Source organism: Legionella sp. PC1000 (assembly GCF_014109805.1).
GTDB lineage: Bacteria > Pseudomonadota > Gammaproteobacteria > Legionellales > Legionellaceae > Legionella > Legionella resiliens.
In genome coordinates, this window is record NZ_CP059400.1 from 1,407,774 (window position 1) to 1,429,636 (window position 21,863).

Here is a 21,863-nt window from a genome sequence, read left to right on the forward strand (position 1 = left end):
GATACTTGGTTTTTACATTTGAGAATAGCAAGCGGAGGTCGGGCCCTTGGCCCGACAATCAATCTTTATCCTTAATATGCTTATAAATAAGGAAAAAATGTTGGGTGATGCGCCCAACCTACGCTTGCTAACATTATATGGATTTAATTGATGTTCAATATGATTCGGAGCTAAATACTCAAAATCTGACAAAGAATCAAAGGTGAGCTAATCTATAATAATCACCATGTACTATTTATATTCACTATGGGCAAGATTATTATAATAGGTGAATCTCATCTTGATTCTATTGCTGAGCTTGTTACCTTACATCTGATGTCTCATTCAAATGTGAAAATATCTGCATTAGGATTAGAACTTCCAGACAATTTAACAACAATCGATGAAACAATACATAGTTTAGAAAAAATTGTTGAAGAGTATTCTGCCATTCTTCAAAAGGTTAGTTTGGACAAACACTCCCCGCTGTTAAATGAGCAATTATCTACGGTCGAGTTTATGATTCAACAAGTGTATCAATTGCAACTCAAGCTTGAGATGTTAAGACAGCTTAAGAATTTCACGTTTAATTTTTATGCTATTGATAAAGTTTTGCAGAAACTGCCTGAACAAGACCTTCAAGCCGTAATGACTGATCCCGAGCGAGATGAGACTATGGCAGCTCATATTGTGGATATGGCTCACAATAATGAAGATATTTCTGTCGTTATTGTGGGGCAAGCTCACCTGGAAAAGCTACTTCCTATACTAAACCAACGGCTCACACAAGAAGTTTTATGTGTCCATTGCTTTAGTAGCATGAGCTATGGAGACAGAGTGCTCACGGAGTTACTTGATAAAGCCCCACCTACGCAAACATCCTGGAAAGATGAAGAAGGAATCTATCATTTAGATTGTAGAAATAAATCGATCGAAGAAATAACCGATGAACTTTTGACGATAAGTGACACGCAAAACTTATCCCCGCCGCCAGTATCCTCCAAAAAAATGATTAGTGGTGAGGGTGCACTTGAGATTGAGAGTGGGCAATCATTAAATTCTTTATTTGATATTTTAAGGCACAAGCCCAGCTATACATTTACCCCCGAGTTTTACAATAATTTTTTATTGGAAGATTATTATGAAGCGATTTCAAGGGACCAGCCTTCTAAAATACCAGGAAATCTACAGGAATTTATTGATTACCTTGAAATAAAGCATAGTCCTGCTGATCCCCGGCTATATCACTTGTATCGCTTATTGGCTTTAAAACAATTAGGTCTTACTGAGGATCCGCTTTTCAAAGAATCATTAAATATTCTGGAACGTCTCTTGAATCAGCAAAAAGTACCTCGCCTTGGTGAAGCGTTGGATCAGGCGACTGTACTGGCACAACAAATGGTTAAAATTATAATTCTCTGTAAAAAGGGAGAGGAAACAAAAGACTCAGCTGTTAAAAAAATTAATCAGTTATTAGATAATTATAAAGAATTGATTGAGAATTATATGGATGAAGGAATCACAAAGGAGGAGGAGCAAATATTGTCAGAGCAAATGGGAAAAATTACTCAACTAAAACAGTTCTTGCCCATGATAATGCAAAATGTAACCAAGTTAAATTCTCTGCAATTAGAAATGGTGCAGAACGTACTCTCACCACCACAACATTCTTTTGCTGACGAGGACTCCCATGAAAGTTATTATGAGGCTATTACATACTTCAGCCAGGGAATGCTTGCCCTCCACCAACTCTCTTCACAACCCCTCTCAAGTGACTCTAATCGATTTATTATTGAACATTTAACGAAGGCGGGAGAGTTAGGATTTGCCCAAGCTTATGTTGAACTGGGGCATTTCTACAAAAAAGAGGGGGATTTTACAAAAGCATTTAATAATTATCTCAAAGCAGCAGCTCAGGGTTCCAAAGCAGGATATGCCAATATTTCTTTATTATTGGCTGAGTATCAACATGAAAAACCTTTGGCTTTCTTTATGTCCTCTGCGTTGCAATTTCTTGCTGCACGAAGCCAAAAGGTGAACAATAATTATAATCTGGATTTCCAAGATCTTGAGTTTATTGATGAAAGACAACAAATTGTCGCTAATCAATTAAGTACAAAAATAAAAAACAGTGTATTTCGTTCCTCTTTGGAGCCAGAGAAGGAAAAAAGCCATTTTTCTTTACTTTCTGCCTTACATAACCCTTCACGCTCGAACCAATTTTTTAGGCAGCCACCTTATCCGACGAAACTACTTGATGATTTTGAAGCAGGATTGGACTTTTTTCTAGGGCAAGCATGTCAAAATTTATATAGAAAAGACAATGGAGAGTTTTTATGTGAGGAATATGCTTCCATCGCGACAAGCTGGTTGAATATCCTTGATAAATATGAAAATCCACACGAGAGGATGATTGCTGTAGCAATGTATTTCACCGAGTATTGTAAAAATTCCCCTCTAGACGGTAGCGATCCAGTATTGAAATTCATCAATTTAGCTGTCGAAACATTCAATAATGCCATGACTTCAGAAAGGACCCAGTTAGCTTCTGAAAGCATTGAAAACCTAAAATCAGGCAGGAAAATAGCTGAATTAGATCTGACCTCAAAAAATTCTACTAAAAACGAGGTGCTAATGTAGGGGTTTTACAGCAAGCCCGTATTAGGCGCAGCCGTAATACGGGGATTATTGGCTCATTAATCATGTCAATTGGATAAAGACTTTAGTTAACATTTAGCAAGCGTAGGTCGGGCTCTTGGCCCGACAATCAATCTCCTTATCCTTAATATGCTTATGATAAGGAAAAAAGGTTGGGCGATGCGCCCAACCTACGCTTGCTGTATGGTATTAATTTACATGAACGCAAGCTATAATTTTTTTAAGGTGACCGGTTTATTTCATCCCACTTCTGAGTTGTTTGTAATAATTTGGAAGGTATTCCTGTAAATCATTTAGATGATTAAAAACGAGTGCAAAAAAGGTTCATGCACTCGCTGTTCTATTCATTAAACACCTGCCCCACCTTTTTGTTTTTTCTTGATACATAAGTTAAATATGAGGATAATTTATTATGCAATATCCATTGTCAAAATGAGCAAGTAGTCTTATAATTGCACACCTCCAGTTTAAATTTAAGTTTTATATGACTCAAAAAATTACTCTATTTAAAAAATCGTATTTCAAAAATCTAATTGAAAAACAAGAATTTTTAACCCATCCTTATGCCGCTTCTGTGTGGGATGATATGGTTACTCATAAAGATACAAGAAAGGAAATGAAAAAGGATCCTGATTTTAAGGTGTTCTCTTCATATATTACGTCTCGATTTGCTTATGAACACGCTAAACTATTTGATGCAAAGTTAAGAGGAGGCGCAGCAAAGGAACGTGCTGATAAAATTGAGGCTAAGCTCCAAGAAAAAGCAAGTGTTGAAGAACAAATAGAATCTCTAATAGGCTTAGAACAGTTGATTAAAGAGGATATAAACCAACATTCTTCTCAAGAGGATAAAATTAAAGCGATTCGTCGATGGAAGGATGCAGCAGTACTTTTATGGAAAAAAGAAAATTACGAAGGATATTCTCTAGTGTGTCAAGCCTTAGCTTCAATTGATAAAAAATTGAAAGATCTTGCCAATGACGATACAAGTGCTGAGGAGCATTTAGAAATTCGGGAAATATTAGGATTTTATATTAGAGAAGATATAACAAAGCACGAGTCCCAAAGTGCTCAAATTAATGCTTTTCATCGATGGATGGAAACAGCGCTTATTTTAATGAAAAAACAGGATAATCCTGAGGGATATTTATTAGTACGTGATAATTTAAGATCAATTGATAAAGAGCTTGATTTGACAAAAAATAAAGCTTTTAAGCCGTATCTTAAGATGTACCAGCAACTTTTCCAACCTAATGCCGCTTTGGATGCCGCACTTATCGATTATGAATTGCGAAAAAAATATGTTGCACTTTCATTAGAGGATTTTAGAAACCCTAAGGGATTAGAATGCTTTAATAAGGCTAGCCCAAATCTTAAAGCGTACCTAAATTTTAGAGAATCTTTACATAAAAAGCTCATAAAGGAGATTAATGAAGCTAAAGGAGACGATAAAATTAAAGTATTTTGCCACTGGGTTGATATCCTACTTGAGCTAAAAAACAAACACAATTATGAAGCACTTGTTTATTTAGGAATCTACTTACAAACTGTAGATAAAGTAATGGAAGAAGAAGGTTTTCCTAAATCTTATCGTGAAAAGTATGAACAAATAGTAAGAGCATCTAATCCCTCAGGTCTTAAAGATAGAATGGATCAAGATCAGTCTCCTTACAAATTTACATCCATTTTTTCTGTGTCCAGGAAGTTAATTTTAATTGAGGGAAATATTGAATCTCTAAAAATGAGATTGGAGGAGGCAGTTGGGGCGGCAAAAAAAGAACTTAATCAATCATATGCAACTTTGTGCGCTGAAAAAAGTAAGGGCATTGAGCATATCCCTGGAGAGATAAAAAATTCCGAGAAATCTCTTATAGGTTCTTCAACCACTCCGAAGCATTTGCAAACTAAATTTGATGAGGTTCGGGAAGCATTTAATAAGGAACAGGAAGCATACGGAAATAGTCGCGAAGTAACAGCAGTAATATCACCCTCCTAATATTTGGCAGCAAGGTAGATTGTGTCTCTTAGCACAATCTACCTTGCTGTACTTTATCGCAATTTGTTTTAGCGAGGTAGGTCGGGTCAAAATGACCCAACCTATTCAATGACATGCCCTAATCATTACTGCAAAATATTTGTTTTTATCTTTTGCGAAATTTATAAATGAAAATTTTTATTGGCGATGGAGTCATTATCTAAATAAAGAACGTAAAATAATTTTTCTTAATATTCTCGAAGACTTAATGTTAATTTCAGTGTTTATACCTCGATGTGGGATTTACAGCTTATTTTCTTGCGTCTATGATAATTGTACGTAAATCAAAAAATAAATCATTTATGTCACCACGAGGCGGAAAAAGAGCGGGGGCAGGGCGTCCCAGGGGTGAGCCTACCAAAGCAGTTCGTCTTCCGGTAGCTCAGATTGCTGAATTAGAGCAATTAAAAAATCATCCTGATTACCAATTGCCGGTATTCGCAAGTAAAATTCAAGCAGGATTTCCATCACCTGCGGATGATTACATTGAGGGATATCTCGATTTAAATGCCAAATTCATTAAACATCCATCTTCCACATTTGTTTTACAAGCTACAGGGGATTCCATGGTGGATGCGGGTATTTTTTCAGGGGATTGGTTGTTAGTGGATAGAAGCCTGGATCCCTCTGATGGGCGTATTGTAATTGCGGCAGTCAATGGGGAACTCACAGTAAAGCGTCTTTCAAAAAAAGGGAGTAGGGTACAATTACTTCCTGCCAATCCCAAATTTAAACCCATTGATATTACAAAAGACTGTGAGATGGTGATTTGGGGTGTGGTCACTTTAGTGCTTCATGAGCTGGCCTAACATGTTTGCTCTAATCGACTGCAATAATTTTTACGCCAGTTGCGAACGTTTATTTCGCCCGGACTTAAGGGATGCTCCCATTGTGGTGTTATCCAATAATGATGGATGTTGCATTGCGCGTTCAAATGAGGCTAAAGCATTGGGCATCGCAATGGGTGAGCCTTATTTTAAGATTAAAAATTTGTGTGCACAGCATGGTGTGGAAGCATTTTCTTCGAATTACACCCTTTATGGCAACATCAGTCATCGAGTGATGTGCACCATTGAAGAAAGCTGGCCACATGTAGAAATTTACTCGATTGATGAAGCCTTTCTTGATTTAAGAAGTTTACCTGTCGCTCATCATAATACTTTTTGCCAGGATTTACAGAAGAAAATCTTAAAGCACATAGGAATACCCACTTCCATAGGCATTGGACCTACTAAAACATTAGCAAAAGTGGCCAATCATTTATGTAAAAAGGTCTTTAAGATTCCGGTATTTAATATCACATCGAATCGTGAGCAATTATTAAAGCAGATTTCAATAGGGGACGTATGGGGAGTAGGGCGGCAATGGGAAAATAAATTAATCGCCAGAGGTATTCATACTGCCTATGATTTGGCAACAACCAATACGCATCTTTTAAAGAAGAGTTTTAATGTGGTTCTAATGCGTACCGCAATGGAGTTGCAAGGAATTGCTTGTGGTGGTTTAGAGGGTATAGAACCTAAGCAAAGTATCATGTCGTCTAAAAGTTTTGGACAGATGCAAACACAACTCGGCTCAATTGCGGAATCAGTAAGTAGTCATTGTGCACGCGCAGTGGAGAAAATGCGTCAACAACATTTGGTGGCGCAACGTATGTTTGTTTTTGTGCATACCAACCGGTTTCGAGAGGATTTGGCACAACACGTTCAATCCATAGAGTTTCGTTTTATTAATCCAACGGATGATTTGCGGTTAATTACCAAAATCGCCAAGCGATGTCTGCAACGTATTTTTAAACCAGGGTATTACTATAAAAAAGCAGGTGTATGTCTTGAGGATTTAATTCCTACAAACCCACGACAGCGGGATCTATTTCATCAGCCAAATGATGAGCAACTCCGCCACACGGAACAATTAATGAGTATTTTTGATCAAATCAATCAAAAATATGGAAGAAGCACAATTCATTTAGCCGCTGAAGGTTATTCAAAACCCTGGGACGCGCGAGCAGAACTTAAATCACCTGCTTATACCACTCGATGGTCTGATGTTCCTCAAGTTCGTATGTATTGAAGAGTTTTATGAATGAATCAAAGGATAAGAAAATGAATCCGATAAGAAAAATCATTCATATTGATATGGATTGCTTTTATGCTGCAATTGAAATGCGTGATTTTCCTGAGCTTGTGAAGAAGCCAATCGCGGTAGGAGGAGCGGCGGACCGAAGAGGGGTTATTGCAACGTGCAATTATGCGGCACGAGCATTTGGTGTGCGTTCAGCCATGCCAACAGCACAGGCATTGAAATTATGTCGTCACCTCATCTTACGACCTGTACGCATGGAGGTTTATCGAAACGAAAGTCAGTACATTAGAGCTTTATTTGAAGAATATACCGATCTTATTGAACCTTTATCTTTGGATGAAGCCTATCTTGATGTGACGGAGTCCACCCATTGTAAGGGGAGTGCTACGTGGATGGCACAAGAGTTACGTGCGCGAATTTATCAGGAGCGGCAACTTACCGCAAGCGCAGGAATTGCGCCAAACAAGAGCTTGGCGAAAATTGCCAGTGATTGGCATAAACCCAATGGGCAAAAGGTGATTAAGCCCGAAGAAGTGGCTTCATTTATGATTGATTTACCCGTGCGCAAATTATTTGGCGTAGGCCCAAAAATGGAAGAAAGGCTAAAAACATTGAATATTAAAACATGTGGGGATTTGCAAGATTATTCAATGGACTATTTAATTAATGAATTTGGTGTTATGGGGCAGAGGCTATATGATTTAGCACGGGGAATTGATGAGCGCCCAGTTAATCCTGAGCGAATTCGAAAATCCATTAGTGTTGAAGAAACTTATTTGCATGATTTACCAGATGTAAAAGCGTGCTTCGCTGCTTTACCTGAATTAATGATTCGACTTGAAGCACGAATTCAGCAAGCTGGAGCATTGTCTTCAATACACACTCTTTTTGTTAAATTAAAATTTAATGATTTTCAGCAAACCACAGTGGAGTGCGTGCATGAGCATCTCGATTTAAATATTTTATGCCAACTCATACATGAAGGTTTTTTAAGAAAACGTATGCCGGTAAGATTGTTAGGTATAGGAATCAAATTGAAGCAAGAGAAGATTTATGAAGGCATTCAACTACCCTTATTTTAATTTATTGGCATTAATACGATCTGCTTAAAAGCAGTATGAAAGAAACAAAAAAGTAGCGGTTACAACTCATCAAGCCTTAATGATTGTTTGAGGGTCCAAAAACTCTGCCAAGGATCTTCTTTTAATTTTTTTAAACGTTTGGGTAACGTTTTAATGGTAAAGCTATTTTCTTCTTTATGATTGCTCAATTCATCCCAGGATAGTGGGGTTGCAACAGGCGCATGAAGTCTTGCTCGAGTAGAGTAGGGGCCTATAGCGGTAGCCGTACGCTGATTGCGTAAATAATCAATAAAAATTTTGCCACCACGTTTTGATTTTGTCATTTTGCTGATGTAGTTTTTGGGATTTAATTTTTCTAAAAATTGGACAAATATGTGGGTAAACTGCTTGACTTCTTCCCACTCGTATTCAGGCAAGATGGGAATGACCACATGCAGTCCTTTTCCACCAGTACTTTTTACAAACGATTTCAGCTTATATTGATTTAAATGGTCGCGAACATCGAGTGCTGCTTTAACTACATCTGCCCAAGGGACATCAGGAGCTGGGTCTAAATCAAGGATAATGATATCGGGCTCTTCTAAATGTTTTATGGTGCTGCCCCATGGATGTATTTCTAACACACCCATTTGGACAAGACTTAATAATCCTTGTTGATCATTTAAATAAATGTATCGTTCATGCTCCTCGTCTTTGGGATCATCGATGGGGTGAAGTGCTTTTTCAGTAGCCTTATTATAATGGCGTTGGTAAAAACACTCATTGTAATGGGACGGACAACGTACTAAGGTTAAAGGTCTTAAAGTTAAGTAAGGGAGAATATAATCGCTTACTTCTTCATAATAGGTAAGTAGATCTTTTTTCCTAATCCCATCTTCAGGATAAAGAATTTTATCGGGGTTGGTCACGGTAAATGTCGATTTTTTGGTGGTTTTATGTGTGCTTTTTTCTTTTTCAACCTGTTTTACGGGAAGTTCAGATTCACGAACTATTTCAATGGCTTTTTTATCCAATCGCATTCCTTTAAAGCTCGGATGACGTAAATGGCCGTCTTCAGTCCACTCTGTAAATTCTACTTCACACACTAAAACAGGTTCTAACCAATGTGCTTGAGAGAAACCAGGAGGTTTGCTTGTGAATGGGTTGGTTTGCCCTTTATTTTGTAATAGCAGTTGGTTGATTTCATTTAATGATTTGCTACTAAATCCTGTTCCTACATTCCCTGCATAGTCCAACTTACCCTCTTTATTGTATATGCCTAGAAAAAGTGAGCCAAAATGCGCTCGTCCTCCTTTAGGGGGAGTATAACCACCAATGACGAACTCCTGTCGTTTAAGGCATTTAATTTTTAACCAGTCTTTGCTGCGTTTGGAAAGGTAGGTGCCCTTCACACGCTTTGAAATAATGCCTTCTAAAGCATGTTTGCATGAATATTCATAAAGCTCTTTTCCTTCTTTAATGATATGGTCACTGTAATGAAGGCGAGGAATATTAGCAGTTAGAATATTTTTTAAAATGGATTTGCGCTCTATTAAGGTTAATTTTCGTAAGTCATAGCCTTCAAAATACAGTAAATCAAAAAGAAAATAGATGAAGGGTGCTTGTTCTTTATTCTTAATTGAATTTTGTAACAGTTGAAAATCAGAACGTCCTTCAGCATCTAATATGACTACTTCTCCATCGAGAACAATTTGCTTAAAAGGAAGGAGAGCTACAGCATCGGCAATAGGTTGTAAATCCTGGGTCCAATCTTTATTATTACGTGATTTTAATGTGACCTCAGATCCATTTTTAAAGGCTAAAATCCGATAGCCATCCAATTTAATTTCATGGGCCCATTGATTTCCTTCAGGTGTTTTGTCAACTAAAGTTGCAAGTTGTGGCGCAATAAACTCGGGGAAATTCGTTTTGCTTATTCCTTCAGGTAAAACAATGGTCGGTTTTGTTATCGCTCTATGTTTTGTTTTTTTTGATTTGACGGCTTTAGCTTCGGAGTTTTGCCAGACATGGGTGTAATGTTCTGCAATTTCCTCTATCGAATGGTTTGATTTAACGCTTTTCGTTAAAGCGCGCGTAATATCATAGTCATTCTCTTCTTTGGCATACTCATCCTGATATTTAATTAAAAACCAATGCTTCTCATCTTTAAAACGAATTAAATCCCAGCGTCCTTTTAATTTTTGAGCATGGAGATTAAAACGCAGGTGGCCTTTTTCATAGGCTTTATAGGGATCATCATCCAAAGGTTCCCATGTTCCTTCATCCCAAAGCATCACAGTACCACCACCATATTGCCCTTTAGGGATAATGCCTTCGAATGAGCCGTATTCAATGGGATGGTCTTCCACATGCATGGCTAAACGTTTCGTTTTGGGGTCAAGACTTGGGCCTTTAGGTATGGCCCAGCTTTTTAAGACACCATGCAGTTCAAGGCGAAAATCGTAATGGAGATGGCTTGCTGCATGTTTTTGAATTACAAAGAGACGAGAGTGGTCTTTAGTAACCTTGCCTTTGGGTTCTGGAGTTTTGGTGAAATCTCTTTTTTTATGGTATTGATTAAGGCCCATTACGCACCTTCTTATTTTTTAGCACTTTTTTTAAGTACAGGGGATTTGTCTGATTTTTTCTTTTTCATACTTTCTTTCAACAGAGATACAAAATCCACTACCGCATCATGACTTCGAGTGGGTTTAGTCACTTTCTTGCCTTTTTGGCTTAATGATTTAATTTGTTTATCCAACCATTTTTGCATCGTTTCGCGGTATTCATTATGATATTTTTCTGGCTCCCAAGAGGTACTCATATCATTGATTAAATCTACCGCCATCTTTACTTCTTTGTCCGAAATTTTATAGTTTTTTATATTTTCTTTTGGAACATTTAGTTCTTCTTCGGAGCGTAAATCTTCTTTAAAATGAATAAGGTATAAAAGAAGGGTATGGTCATGGGGAAGAATAATACTTAAATATTCTTTAGTCCGTAATATGGTTTTAGCGATACCTACTTTATTTGTTTTTTTTAAAGCTTCACGTAAAAGTACATAAGCTTTTTTATTTTTTCCTTCAGGAATCAAGTAATAGGGCTTCGTGTAATATAAGCTATCAATTTCTTTACTATCCACAAATTCTTCGATATCAATGGTCTTAAAGAGTTCGGGGCTTGCTTTTTCAAACTCTTCTTCATTGACAATAATGTAATTGCCTTTATCGTATTCATAACCTTTAACAATTTCATTCCATGGCACTTCTTTTCCTGTTTCTTCATCTACTCGCTGATAGCGTACCCGTGCATTCGTTTTGGAATTTAACAAATGAAAGTGAATTTCATTATTTTCTTCTGTAGAAACCAATGAAATTGGAATAGAGACTAATCCAAAAGAAATATCACCTTTCCAAATTGAGCGCGCCATCCGTATCTCCTTCTTTTTTACATGAAAACGGCCTTTAGGAATAACACTGCTGATTGTTTAATTTTAGACCAAAAATGAATTTTATAATGAAATAGGATCCCTTTTTCCAATAAGTAATTGATTTAGTTTTGCTATGATTAGGTTATCGATTTTTTTTATTTAAAAACCTTATGACCAACCGTGCTGCCATAAGATGGTGTCTTAAAGGGTCTGGAAATCCCCCAGTAATACAATACATGCTTTTGGACAGTAAACTTGATTATTTAATCTACCCAAAAGAATGTATTGTATACGATGTAAAAGATACTGTTTACCAAGTTATTGAAGACATAGAGAGTCATTCTCTCAATACTCCCCTGGAAATATATTATAAATCCATCAATGAGGGATATGGTCGGCATCGAAGAGACTCAGGACAATTCCATCGTTTTCTAAAAAAACTTTTAAATAGGAAAAACTTATTAAAAGCAAATCACCGCTTGGCTTTTGTATTAAAAAAAGAACAGCTAAAACTATTTAAAGACGCCCTTTATTTCCTAGACATTGATTCCAAAAGCCGTGGTAATGCCTTTATAGTCTATTTATGGATGATTGCTTTGAAGGCGACTCGTAGCCGAGTCACTCACGTTATCAAACAAATCTGGAAGGCTCGATTATCGATTCACCGTATGAATAAAATGCATGAAAAAATGTTCGAAGAATTTTATTCTCTTATTCATCATAATAAATAAATGATAGGCATTTTCTTAAGGGGATTAATATGGAGAACAGCAAGCGTAGGTTGGGTCATTTTGACCTGATGGGTCGTCAGTTTTTCATTTTAAATTTCTCTACGTACCCCGCTTTATGTGCGGTATCCAGAACGATATTTTAAGATGCCGCTGAGCATTTCTATAGCAAGATCTCCTGGATACCGCGCATAAAGCGCAGTACGTAGGCGAAAAAATTAGTGGAGGTTTCTCATCAAAAAACTGACGATACCTCAGGTCATTTTGCCCCAACATTCTTTTAAGCATTTTGCTTTATCAAGTCTGATTAAGTTGATTTTTCTTAAGTACATTTGCTTCTTCGGGAAGCGTTTTAAAGCCCCTATTTTGGAGGACACTAAGGGAACAAAATAATCTTTAGCATTGTTTTCAATAAAAACCAAAACCTTCTCATTCTTTACTTAGCCGGGTAATTTGTCTGTCATGTTCCTAGCGTACTGAATTTGACTCATAAGTTTGATGTGATAGGATTAACTATTGTCAATAGGCGATTTTTTAAGAAAATGGCCCACTCGGCTCAATTATTTAAAAAACCGAGAATACATTGATAAAAACTGAGCTAATCGAATAATCGCACTCTTATTCCTCCTATTAGGAGACTAGTTAGGCTAAGAAAGATCACTCTGTTTTTTTATTTAGGGATAGCCATGATATTAAAAAATTTATTGATTGCCAGCGATTTCTCAAAACATGCCGATTGGGCTTTGCAGCGTGCTCTTGATTTAGCAAAGACAAATCAGGCTCAGATTCATTTCCTCCATGTTGTAACATCTCCATTAAGTCGTATTGTGCAGTCTTCAGATACGGAATTGCAGCACAAATTTTTGGCTGAAAAGAAAGAAATCGAAGAGCAGATTTTAAAGAAATTAAAAAGTAATACACTTAAACTCTTTACCAACACGGCAGTGGTATTGGGTAGGGCTTCTGATGAGATTGTCCGATATGCTGATGAAAACCATTGTGAATTGATTGTTGTTGGTGCCCATGGACGTTACTATATTAATGAGTATGTTTTAGGCACTACTTCCGGCTCCGTCATTAGCCAAAGCCATGTTCCTGTGTTGCTGATAAAAAAAGTACCTGATTTTGCTTACAATCGGATAGTGATAGCAACAGACCTTACAGAAGCAAGCAAAGAAACAGTACAATTTACGTTTAACCGCTTTCCCAAGGCTATTTTTCAGTTGTTACACATCATTAATATTCATAACCAAGAATTCTTCAATCCAACCGACATAAGTGAAGAATTTGTAGACCCCAAACAACCTAAAACAAAAGGTATTTTTGAAAAACTGGATGATTTTCTAAATCAATGTCAGGTCGATAAAAGCAAGTTTGAGAAAAAAATTATAGGCGGCTACTATGCTGATTGCATTATTAGACAAGCCCAAAAATGGAATGCTGATTTGTTGGCATTTGGCACACAGAGTAAATCGAGATTGCATTACTTATTTATGGGGAGTGTTGCAAAACGAATTCTTCATCTTAGTACGGTGGATATGCTTGCTGTACCTCCAAAAAAACCAACGAAATGACTGACTTTAAACACAATTAATAGCAAAAATTATAGAAAAGGATAAGATTTAATCCAATGGGCTTTCCGAGTAGGATTAAATCTTATCTTAGTTTGGAGTAGAGATAGAGTTTGTAAATTGTTTATCTAGCTTTCCACTTTTATTGATACTTTTTGTATATTTTTATTATTCTCATTGTTTTTAATTTAAAATTGTTCTTATTCCAATTTTTAATTATTTATCTACAATGGTTTGCTTACGGCATCTGTAAATAATTTTACCAGTAACAAGATCGATGATTTCTCCATTAGCTCCTGAAGATTCTAAATCACATTGTACGCTCAAATGAACCTTCAACGGATCAACTTTTATTCCCGTAATTTTAGATATTATGTGATTCCCAATTTTAACTCGAGCTTCGTAGATATCTTTCACCGTAGATAAGAACATATAGATGACCTCCATTTAACATTTTGATCAAAAATTAGACACGCTACTTTAAGTATAGCTCAAAATCTCATGAGATGTGTGGGGCAAGGAGGATGAATAAAGATTTACTACTTAAGTAAATGATTTATTTTGCGTTTTTGGTGCTAAGTATTTCACCTACTCTGTCAAAAGTGGTCGTGTATTACCGGAGTAGGGGATTGTTGCAAAGTCTGCTTGTACCATTTCTAGGCAGTAGACAAAAAATGCAAGACCAGATCCCAGATATACTGACAAGTGATATAATTTAAAAATAAACGCTTCCGTTATTTGAGTATTATTTAGATGATTAAAGCTTTTCCAAATGAATTTCGTTTCTGTTTCAAACCAATGAACAAATCTCAACATGAACTTATTATGGAATGGATTCATCAGCCACATATTAATGAATGGCTTCATGGGGATGGTCTAAATAATACGATTAAAGACATTGATCAATTTTTAAATGATGGGAAACCGTGGGCTACTCATTGGATAGCCTATGATAATGAAATCCCCTTCGCTTATTTAATTACTTCTGAAATTGGGAAATCAGAAGAATATCTTTTTGGTGCGGTTACATTAGATTTATTCATTAGCAGGATTGACTTAATATCCGTGCTAATTCATAAGGTTTCGCCAGAAATGGTGAGTGTCCAGACGGAAAGGTTAAGATTCTTTCATTATCAAACCCAAAGCGTTTTGCTATATCAAGTTGTGATTCAGGATGCACAACCTTGTCATGATTGCATAAAATATAAGTACTTTTATTTAAAGATTTCCGGTTAGCAACTGCTCGTTGAGGAGTAAGGTCGGGTAGTTTATTTTTAGGTTTAATACGTTGGCTTGCAAATATTTGATCTTCAAGAGTGCAGTCATGATAAAAAATATTTTTAGAAGCTTCAGGGTCAATAGCGCTCCACAATGGATTTTCTGTATGGATGAATATAGAAGGGAGCTCCGAATTATTATATGCAACAGCCATATCAATTAAAGATTTTCCTTCTCTCGGAAGCCAAGCTGCCAGATAAAAAGCATGATGGATTTTATGTACATATTTTTCTACAAGGGGCGCTGCGAGCAATCCTGCAAAGGAATGTACTACCAAACAAAATGGATTATTTATTTTATGGATCTCAGCTTCAACACTATCTTTCAAAATTTCAAAATTAATATCGTTAATTTCTGAAAATCGAGAGCCACTTCCAGGCAAATCAAATCGACTGACTGAATGACCTTGTTTGTATAAATGAGGAACTAATTTGTCCCAACACCACATACCATGCCAAGAGCCATGAACTAACAAATAATGCATATAATTCATCCAGTTACTATCTACCAGTCAGGGTGTTAGTATATTTTATTTTTGGTACTCTCGCTGCAAATTTAATCAATTGGATTAGACTCGATTATTTTGAGAACATAGAACATAATCGAAAACCCCTTATTAGAATGAACTAATTTGGGGCTTTTTCATCATTTAGACAACATCAACACTAATCTTATCGTTATCAATACGTACAGGATATATCTTCAGATTTTTAGGTTTGCTAAGCTTGCCAAGTACCGTTCCAACAGCAGGTGGCCAGGGTGACCAGCATTCAGGTTGGCCTGTCTCAAGATTAAAGGCGCTTTTGTGAAAAGGACAAACGATAGTGTTTTCATCCGTAATGACACCTTTAGTCAAAGGTAATTTGAAATGGGGGCATTGTGAGGCAATTGCATGTACAGTGTCATTATGCCAGATCAATAAAATTTTATGACCATCAATGGTTTCGCAGTGACGTCCCTGTTGTTGCAGTTGATTTAGTGAAATTGTTTGTTTCCAAGACATGGTAATTATAATCCCTCGTAGTTTTTTAAAATTTTTCTAGTAAAATGAAAAACACATTGAAAATTAGCATCGGCTATAAGATAGTTTTTAATTGAAACTAATACAAGATGTAATTGTCTCTAATCAATCTGTTCCATTATTCAAATTAGTTACATTAATTTAGAGGGTAAAAATAAATAATCACGACTTTTTCCTTAGGGAACCCGGCCTGACAGTCAACTGATATTCATCGAGCAGGATGCAGACCATCGGCATTAAGCTGAATGAATAATCATTTGATAGATTAAAGATTGTCACCTCGCAAAGTTTACGCCTAGATCAATTGCTGGAGAAACAAATTGAATATTTTGCTAGTTATAGGGCTTTTTATAATAGGGCTTGTATTGGTGATTTATTTTGCTGAGAAATTGGTAAAGGGAGCCGTGGGGACTTCTGTCAGTTTTGGAATGTCTACCTTTTTCATCAGTGTTGTTTTTATTGGTTTCGATCCAGAAAATCTGGCCGTTGGTGCAGCTGGGGCTTTTAATGAAATGTCTGGTATTGCTTTAGGTTCCATCATCGGCGCCACCATGGTAGCGATTGCATTAGCCTTTGGCATCACTGCATTAATTGTACCGATGACATTTAAGCAAACCCCAAAACGTATTCTTATTTTACCTAATCTAGCTATTGTTCTATTGGGGTTATTAGCATTGGATGGTGAACTTTCGAGAATTGACGGGTTGATCCTATTCGTCAGTTTCATTCTCTCTGTAGCCGTTCTCTTATGGTTCAATAAAAAAGGGTATGACATCAAACCATCCCATGAACTTTCTGAAACTATAAACTCAGTCAAAAAAGAAGAACGGTGGAAATCTTTAGGATTACTTCTCTTCTCCCTTGCAGTTATTATTGTGGGTAGTGAGCTCATCGTTATGGCATCCAAAACCATGATTAGTTACTTTGGACTTTCCGGCACCTTTTTCGGAATGATTATTCTTGCATTTTTGGTGAGTATTGAGGAAATCGCTCGAGAATTGCCTGCAGCACTTAAAGGAAGAGTGGAAATTAGTTTTGGTAACGTGGTTGGTTCAATTTTTGCGTTTTTTTTATTTAATGCAGGCATTATTTCCATGATAAAACCGATTAAGGTCGATCAGCACACATTAATTTTCTATCTGCCTTTCTGTTTGTTCACCATGATCGTAATTTCTCTTTTCATGTTAACACAGCAGATATCACGATGGATGGGAGGAGTCTTGGTTTTTTTGTATCTAATCTTCGCTGCAGGGGGATATTTTTTATAAGAATTTCAATAATCGCGCGGTCGTTTTTTATAATGGAAATTTATATATTTTCTCAAATTTATCGGTATTTGTTTCCTGGGTATTTTCACGGAAAGTATTTAATGCCAGCCTAACCCGGCAACTAACGCGCAAAAAAGGACAACAATCCAGGCTGGAACACGCCAAAATTGCAGCAGGATGAAAGCGGTCATTGCTAACAAATAATCATTCAAGGAAAAAATCGCACTTGTCCAAACAGGTTGATAAAAGGCCGTTAATAACAAACCTACCACTGAGGCATTGATTCCAAGTATGGCTTTTTGCATTGATGGATGTCGACGCAAGTTTTCCCATAAAGGCAATGCTCCGACTATGAGTAAAAATGAAGGCAAAAAAATAGCAACTAAGGCAATGAGTGCGCCAAGCCATCCATTTGGGGTATTTGTTGATATGGCACCAAGGAAGGCTGCGAAAGTAAAAAGAGGACCAGGTAATGCTTGGGCTGCACCGTAGCCCGCAAGAAAAAGAGAATTATTAACCCATCCATTTGGAACAACCTTGGCTTGTAAGAGAGGTAAAACCACATGTCCCCCACCAAAGACCAAAGAACCAGCACGATAAAAGGCATCAAACAGTTGTAAGGGATAGTTTGTGATATAAAAAGACAAAAGCGGTAATAAGGTGAGTAAGATAAAGAAAGTAAGTAATACGATAATCCCTATACGTCTACTGAGTTTAATAGTTAATTCACTGGTGGGAAGCGATTTTTCAGATGATAGAAAAAAGAAACCAAATAGCCCCCCAATGATTATCATCAATATTTGCCCACTAGCATAAGGGATAATACTTGAACCTATACAAGCCAATGCCGCAAGGCTTACTCTTATTTTATCCGGACATAAAGAAACGCTCATTCCCCAAAGTGCTTGAGCAACTACAGCTACAGCAACTACCTTTAATCCATGTATCCATGGTGGATTATCATGAATGCCCATCTTGATAAGAGTTAGACCAAATATCACCATCAGCAAAGCAGAAGGTAAAGTAAATCCAAGCCAGGCAGCGACAGCACCACGAACACCTCCTTTGGACAGGCCTAGTGCGATACCAACCTGGCTACTCGCGGGTCCTGGTAGAAATTGGCATAGCGCAACCAAATCCGCATAAGCATGGTCACTCAGCCATTTTAATCGACCTACAAACTCATCACGGAAATAACCAAGATGTGCTATAGGACCACCAAAACTGATACATCCCAATTTAAGAAAAATCAGGAAAATTTTTGCTATTGTTACTGGTTCTTTTTTATGCTCTTGGTCAATCAATAGCTCTCTCCATACCCAGATAATATGGATCCTTTTTTGGGAATCACAGAAATCATTGTGGTTTGGCAACTATTCTTATCTGCTTTGAGGATAGATACAATTGCCATATGAATTGGCTTGTTGGGAACTTATCTCCATTTTAGAATTAGAGGGGGCTTGTGAGTAGTGGGTAATGTATGTCCTGATGGCCAACCCAGAATAATTGGAGCTACGGCAGTCATTTTTTTAGGTATCTCCAACTCTTTTTTCCATTCTGGTAAATTTAATGCTGGAACTGCAAACCCAACAACACAGGAAGAAAGGCCGTAAGTAAGCGCAGCAAGCATTAAATTTTCAGCCGCTAACCAGCAGTCAGCACTGACAAATTGTCCTTTAAAAGTACTATATATAACAATTAAAGTATGTGCATTATAAAATACATTGAATTCTTTTTGTTGCACTACTTGCAAAACATGCTCTTCTTGTAAGTCTATATTTTTCTTTTTCTCCTTTATTGTTAACAGCTTGGCACTTTCTGAAATACGATCTAATAAAGACTTATTCTGAATTACTACAAATCCTCTGGATTCTTCATGAAGCGCTGAAGGAGCATGTATTGCCGCATCCAGGAGCTGATGAATAATCTCTGAGTCGACTTTTTGAGGTAAAAAATTACGGACAGCTCTTCGATTATATATTGCATCTATTACATCAATTTTGTAACGATTGACTGATTCTGCATTTTCCATGGCCTGCTTTTCCTTTTTCAGTGTTTCACCTAGGTTATTATAGCAAAATTTAGAAGCTATATGATTGATATACCAAGCTTAAATCGTTATGTCGAGTTCATTTCATTATCGCACCACCTATCAGGACATCTGCCATTTTGAATGGCAGTCTCAGCTACTTCATTGCTGTGTCGAATTGCTCCAATTGATTAATTCTTTTTTTAATTGCCCAGCAAGTTGTTCAACTGCACTTTGGACGCATGGAGAAAGAGTAGAGTCTAAAACAATAGCATCTATTTCAATTCCATATAAAATAATATTGTTGGGCAAGGTATTGAGGGCACTGGCTAACTGAAGCGCTTGCCAAACGCCTATGCCGTGAGTTGAGAATTGATTCGCTGGCTCCAAAATATCATCCTTATTAAACCGATGTATCGTTCCTATTACATTATTTGATTTTATTGCGTCAATGAGAAAGACCGTGTGAGCATTATTTATTAATTCAAGCAGACGAATTCCTGGACGATCGTGACTTTCTATCATCACATATGGGGCGACCTTGGAAGGTAAGACGATTTGCTGCTTTAAGATTTCTATTACTTTCCACCCAGCCTGATCATCCCCAAAAGGGGAGCCAATACCTAAAACTTTTATCAGATTCACTCTCGGCTCACTTTAATTTTTAAAAAATGTGTGGAACAAGAAATGCAGGGATCATAATTTCGTATAATCATTTCGCTGTAAGAGCGTAACGAATTTTCATCTTTATCCAAACCTAATTGATCTAAGGAAATAGCGAGATCTTCCTCAATGCGCGCTTGGTTTTGGCTGGTAGGCGGGACAATGCGGGCTGTTTTAACATGGCCTTTTTTATCAAATTGATAATGCTGCCATAAAATACCTCGTGGTGCTTCCGTACACCCAATGCCTATCCCGGAACGCGGTTTGATTTCCTGAGGGGAAGAGTCTTGGGGCATTTCATACCGTTCCAAAATACGAATGGATTCTAAAACACAGTAATAAATTTCAACAGCCCTGGCAATGATACTTTGGTACATATTATGAGAAGGGAAATTAATTTTTAAATTTTGTAACAATAGATGTATGGGTATTGGCAAGTGACCAAAACAATTATTGACTCGTGCTAGTGGTCCCACTAAATAAGGTTTATTTTGCAATAAACAATGTAAGGCATTGGAGTAGGGAACTTGGCTTTCTTTGAAGTAGGCATCGAACTCATCAATGCTAATATTTAATCCATGATTTGATACCAAACTGCCTTCGTTAAAAGGGTATTCAGTAGGATGATACAATGAAACATAAGTAAAATCGTGCGAATTATTTGGCAAGGTAAGCTTAGCAAGCCAGCAAATTAATGCTTCACAGTCTTCAATTCTTGCTTTTGCATTTTCTAATAGTAAATTTATTTCCGAAAAGGAGGGTGCCTTATAAAATCCACCCACGCAAGCCCCAACAGGATGAACAGAGCGACCACCCAATAGTTTAATTAAATCATTACCAAATGCTTGAAGACGCATACCTCGGCGTACTTCTTCTGGATGGACTTTTGCCATTTCGGGCGCTGATTTGAAACCTAAAAAATCGGGCAGTGCTAAAAAATGAATATGCATGCTATGGCTTTCTAACCACTCGCCGCAATAAAACAAACGACGCATGGTGCGCACCCAAGAGGTTGGTTGAATACCAAAACAATTTTCTATTGCTTGGGTAGCACTCATTTGGTAGGCAACAGGGCAAATACCACAAATGCGTGCCACAAAATCCAGCACATCAGTATAACTTCTTCCTTCAAGAAATTTTTCAAACAACCTGGGTGGTTCATAAATTTTCAATTTTAATGTTTTAATTTTATTGTTATGAATTTGCAGTTCTAGTGCTCCCTCACCTTCTACTCGCGCTATGATGGGAACATTAATTGAGATATTTTTACTCATTGGTGATTTTAATTCCCTTAAAATAGTTTCCTGCTGTATTAAATGCAGGAGCTTGATTATTAATATGGAAAAATTTTTGGGAAACGGCTTTTTTACTCATTCCAAGATGTTCAAACCAATTACCCAGAGAGAGGGGGTTGGCGTTGTCTTTTGGTCCATAACAGGCATAACATCCTCGTCCAATTGATGGACAAAGAGAGCCGCAACCTGCTTGGGTTACTGGTCCCATACAAGGTTGTTTTTGGGTCACCAGCACACATACATTTCCTTTACGTTTGCACTCCATGCACTCAGAGTCTCGCTTGATACGTGGGGATGCATTGGATAATAAAAAACGAATGGCCTCTAATACTTGTTTTCCATTAACCGGACAGCCCCATAATTCCCAATCTACTTTGACATGATGGGAAATGGCAGTTGAAGTGCTTAGGTGGCTAATATAATCTGGCGATGGGTAAATATTGCTCACCCATTCTTTGGAGTTATTCACTTGGCGTAGGGCCTGAATACCCCCTGCAGTAGCACATGCGCCAATGGTAATAAGGTATTTGCTGTTTTCTCGGATTTTTTTGATTCGCACTTCTTCTTCTGGCGTTGAAATACTGCCTTCTACAAAGGCTATGTCTATTGTGGCATCAAGATCTACTGCTCCTGCTTCAGCAAAATGCTCGATATCAACCAGCTCTGATAAAGTAAGCAATGCCTCTCCAGCATTTAAAAATGCCAGTTGACATCCATCACATGATGTAAATTTATGCACTGCCACACGTGGTTTCATAGTCG

General features: G+C 37.2%; 18 protein-coding genes and 1 pseudogene. 9 read left to right on the plus strand and 10 right to left on the minus strand.

Features of this window, described 5'->3' with window-relative positions:
- Positions 1 to 246: 246 nt before the first annotated feature.
- From FOLKNPGA_RS06165 to dinB, 5 genes are all read left to right on the plus strand, one after another.
- Entirely contained in the window at positions 247 to 2,619 is a 2,373-nt protein-coding gene (locus FOLKNPGA_RS06165) for a sel1 repeat family protein (RefSeq protein ID WP_182352165.1), read from the plus strand.
- A gap of 502 nt (positions 2,620 to 3,121) precedes the next feature.
- Entirely contained in the window at positions 3,122 to 4,633 is a 1,512-nt protein-coding gene (locus tag FOLKNPGA_RS06170) for a hypothetical protein (protein WP_182352166.1), read from the plus strand.
- A 341-nt stretch (positions 4,634 to 4,974) separates the two neighbouring features.
- Positions 4,975 to 5,481: a LexA family transcriptional regulator gene (locus FOLKNPGA_RS06175; RefSeq protein ID WP_182352167.1), complete on the plus strand. Its 507-nt coding sequence runs from the start codon at positions 4,975 to 4,977 to the stop codon at positions 5,479 to 5,481.
- A complete protein-coding gene (locus FOLKNPGA_RS06180) occupies positions 5,468 to 6,745 on the plus strand; it encodes a Y-family DNA polymerase (RefSeq protein ID WP_182352168.1) in 1,278 nt (425 codons plus the stop codon). The genes FOLKNPGA_RS06175 and FOLKNPGA_RS06180 overlap by 14 nt, the downstream gene beginning before the upstream one ends.
- Before the next feature lie 32 nt (positions 6,746 to 6,777).
- Positions 6,778 to 7,839, plus strand: a complete 1,062-nt coding sequence (gene dinB, locus FOLKNPGA_RS06185) for a DNA polymerase IV (protein ID WP_182352169.1) — start codon at positions 6,778 to 6,780, stop codon at positions 7,837 to 7,839.
- A gap of 59 nt (positions 7,840 to 7,898) precedes the next feature.
- Here dinB and ligD read toward each other — a convergent pair whose 3' ends face one another.
- Both ligD and FOLKNPGA_RS06195 read right to left on the minus strand, forming a co-directional pair.
- Entirely contained in the window at positions 7,899 to 10,406 is a 2,508-nt protein-coding gene (ligD, locus tag FOLKNPGA_RS06190; RefSeq protein WP_182352170.1) for a DNA ligase D, read from the minus strand.
- Positions 10,407 to 10,417: 11 nt separating this feature from the next.
- Complete coding sequence (locus tag FOLKNPGA_RS06195) at positions 10,418 to 11,248, minus strand: Ku protein (RefSeq protein ID WP_182352171.1); 831 nt, start codon at positions 11,246 to 11,248, stop codon at positions 10,418 to 10,420.
- Between the two features lie 170 nt (positions 11,249 to 11,418).
- On the opposite strand from FOLKNPGA_RS06195, the gene FOLKNPGA_RS06200 reads away from it, so the two are divergent.
- Positions 11,419 to 11,979 (plus strand): hypothetical protein, encoded by a 561-nt coding sequence (locus tag FOLKNPGA_RS06200; RefSeq protein ID WP_232890757.1) that lies wholly within the window; start codon positions 11,419 to 11,421, stop codon positions 11,977 to 11,979.
- Between the two features lie 683 nt (positions 11,980 to 12,662).
- Positions 12,663 to 13,550, plus strand: coding sequence for a universal stress protein (locus FOLKNPGA_RS06205; RefSeq protein WP_182352172.1), 888 nt, complete (start codon positions 12,663 to 12,665; stop codon positions 13,548 to 13,550).
- 213 nt (positions 13,551 to 13,763) lie between these two features.
- Here the strand turns inward: FOLKNPGA_RS06205 and FOLKNPGA_RS06210 are convergent, their stop codons facing one another.
- Positions 13,764 to 13,979 (minus strand): hypothetical protein, encoded by a 216-nt coding sequence (locus FOLKNPGA_RS06210; RefSeq protein WP_182352173.1) that lies wholly within the window; start codon positions 13,977 to 13,979, stop codon positions 13,764 to 13,766.
- Positions 13,980 to 14,300: 321 nt separating this feature from the next.
- On the opposite strand from FOLKNPGA_RS06210, the pseudogene FOLKNPGA_RS18865 reads away from it, so the two are divergent.
- A pseudogene (locus FOLKNPGA_RS18865) lies at positions 14,301 to 14,609 on the plus strand (aminoglycoside 6'-acetyltransferase); the annotation flags it as partial.
- Here FOLKNPGA_RS18865 and FOLKNPGA_RS06215 read toward each other — a convergent pair.
- Together FOLKNPGA_RS06215 and FOLKNPGA_RS06220 are read right to left on the minus strand one after the other, a co-directional pair.
- On the minus strand, positions 14,590 to 15,318 hold the full coding sequence (locus tag FOLKNPGA_RS06215; RefSeq protein ID WP_370529190.1) for an alpha/beta fold hydrolase: 729 nt from the start codon (positions 15,316 to 15,318) through the stop codon (positions 14,590 to 14,592). The pseudogene FOLKNPGA_RS18865 and the gene FOLKNPGA_RS06215 sit on opposite strands and share 20 nt — an antisense overlap.
- Positions 15,319 to 15,474: 156 nt before the next feature.
- Entirely contained in the window at positions 15,475 to 15,828 is a 354-nt protein-coding gene (locus FOLKNPGA_RS06220) for a Rieske (2Fe-2S) protein (protein ID WP_182352175.1), read from the minus strand.
- 338 nt (positions 15,829 to 16,166) lie between these two features.
- Here FOLKNPGA_RS06220 and FOLKNPGA_RS06225 point away from each other — a divergent pair, with 338 nt between their 5' ends.
- The gene (locus tag FOLKNPGA_RS06225) at positions 16,167 to 17,114 is read left to right on the plus strand and encodes a sodium:calcium antiporter (protein ID WP_182352176.1); all 948 of its coding nucleotides are present in this window, start codon (positions 16,167 to 16,169) and stop codon (positions 17,112 to 17,114) included.
- Between the two features lie 98 nt (positions 17,115 to 17,212).
- Here FOLKNPGA_RS06225 and chrA read toward each other — a convergent pair whose 3' ends face one another.
- From chrA to FOLKNPGA_RS06250, 5 genes are all read right to left on the minus strand, one after another.
- Positions 17,213 to 18,418 (minus strand): chromate efflux transporter, encoded by a 1,206-nt coding sequence (gene chrA, locus FOLKNPGA_RS06230; RefSeq protein ID WP_182352177.1) that lies wholly within the window; start codon positions 18,416 to 18,418, stop codon positions 17,213 to 17,215.
- A gap of 128 nt (positions 18,419 to 18,546) precedes the next feature.
- On the minus strand, positions 18,547 to 19,146 hold the full coding sequence (locus FOLKNPGA_RS06235; RefSeq protein ID WP_182352178.1) for a nitroreductase family protein: 600 nt from the start codon (positions 19,144 to 19,146) through the stop codon (positions 18,547 to 18,549).
- A 159-nt stretch (positions 19,147 to 19,305) separates the two neighbouring features.
- On the minus strand, positions 19,306 to 19,788 hold the full coding sequence (locus FOLKNPGA_RS06240; RefSeq protein WP_182352179.1) for a hydrogenase maturation protease: 483 nt from the start codon (positions 19,786 to 19,788) through the stop codon (positions 19,306 to 19,308).
- Complete coding sequence (locus tag FOLKNPGA_RS06245; RefSeq protein WP_182352180.1) at positions 19,785 to 21,080, minus strand: Ni/Fe hydrogenase subunit alpha; 1,296 nt, start codon at positions 21,078 to 21,080, stop codon at positions 19,785 to 19,787. The genes FOLKNPGA_RS06240 and FOLKNPGA_RS06245 overlap by 4 nt, the downstream gene beginning before the upstream one ends.
- Positions 21,073 to 21,858: a sulfhydrogenase subunit delta gene (locus FOLKNPGA_RS06250; protein WP_182352181.1), complete on the minus strand. Its 786-nt coding sequence runs from the start codon at positions 21,856 to 21,858 to the stop codon at positions 21,073 to 21,075. The genes FOLKNPGA_RS06245 and FOLKNPGA_RS06250 overlap by 8 nt, the downstream gene beginning before the upstream one ends.
- Positions 21,859 to 21,863: the final 5 nt, after the last annotated feature.

Bases quoted from the DNA above. Each gene is read 5' to 3' on its own strand.
- FOLKNPGA_RS06175 (WP_182352167.1), top strand. From the start codon at position 4,975: ATGTCACCACGAGGCGGAAAAAGAGCGGGGGCAGGGCGTCCCAGGGGT.
- FOLKNPGA_RS06215 (WP_370529190.1), bottom strand. From the start codon at position 15,318: ATGAATTATATGCATTATTTGTTAGTTCATGGCTCTTGGCATGGTATG.
- dinB (WP_182352169.1), top strand. From the start codon at position 6,778: ATGAATCCGATAAGAAAAATCATTCATATTGATATGGATTGCTTTTAT.
- ligD (WP_182352170.1), bottom strand. From the start codon at position 10,406: ATGGGCCTTAATCAATACCATAAAAAAAGAGATTTCACCAAAACTCCA.
- FOLKNPGA_RS06220 (WP_182352175.1), bottom strand. From the start codon at position 15,828: ATGTCTTGGAAACAAACAATTTCACTAAATCAACTGCAACAACAGGGA.
- FOLKNPGA_RS06170 (WP_182352166.1), top strand. From the start codon at position 3,122: ATGACTCAAAAAATTACTCTATTTAAAAAATCGTATTTCAAAAATCTA.
- FOLKNPGA_RS06235 (WP_182352178.1), bottom strand. From the start codon at position 19,146: ATGGAAAATGCAGAATCAGTCAATCGTTACAAAATTGATGTAATAGAT.
- FOLKNPGA_RS06165 (WP_182352165.1), top strand. From the start codon at position 247: ATGGGCAAGATTATTATAATAGGTGAATCTCATCTTGATTCTATTGCT.
- FOLKNPGA_RS06210 (WP_182352173.1), bottom strand. From the start codon at position 13,979: ATGTTCTTATCTACGGTGAAAGATATCTACGAAGCTCGAGTTAAAATT.
- FOLKNPGA_RS06200 (WP_232890757.1), top strand. From the start codon at position 11,419: ATGACCAACCGTGCTGCCATAAGATGGTGTCTTAAAGGGTCTGGAAAT.
- FOLKNPGA_RS06180 (WP_182352168.1), top strand. From the start codon at position 5,468: ATGAGCTGGCCTAACATGTTTGCTCTAATCGACTGCAATAATTTTTAC.
- FOLKNPGA_RS06205 (WP_182352172.1), top strand. From the start codon at position 12,663: ATGATATTAAAAAATTTATTGATTGCCAGCGATTTCTCAAAACATGCC.
- FOLKNPGA_RS06250 (WP_182352181.1), bottom strand. From the start codon at position 21,858: ATGAAACCACGTGTGGCAGTGCATAAATTTACATCATGTGATGGATGT.
- FOLKNPGA_RS06195 (WP_182352171.1), bottom strand. From the start codon at position 11,248: ATGGCGCGCTCAATTTGGAAAGGTGATATTTCTTTTGGATTAGTCTCT.
- FOLKNPGA_RS06245 (WP_182352180.1), bottom strand. From the start codon at position 21,080: ATGAGTAAAAATATCTCAATTAATGTTCCCATCATAGCGCGAGTAGAA.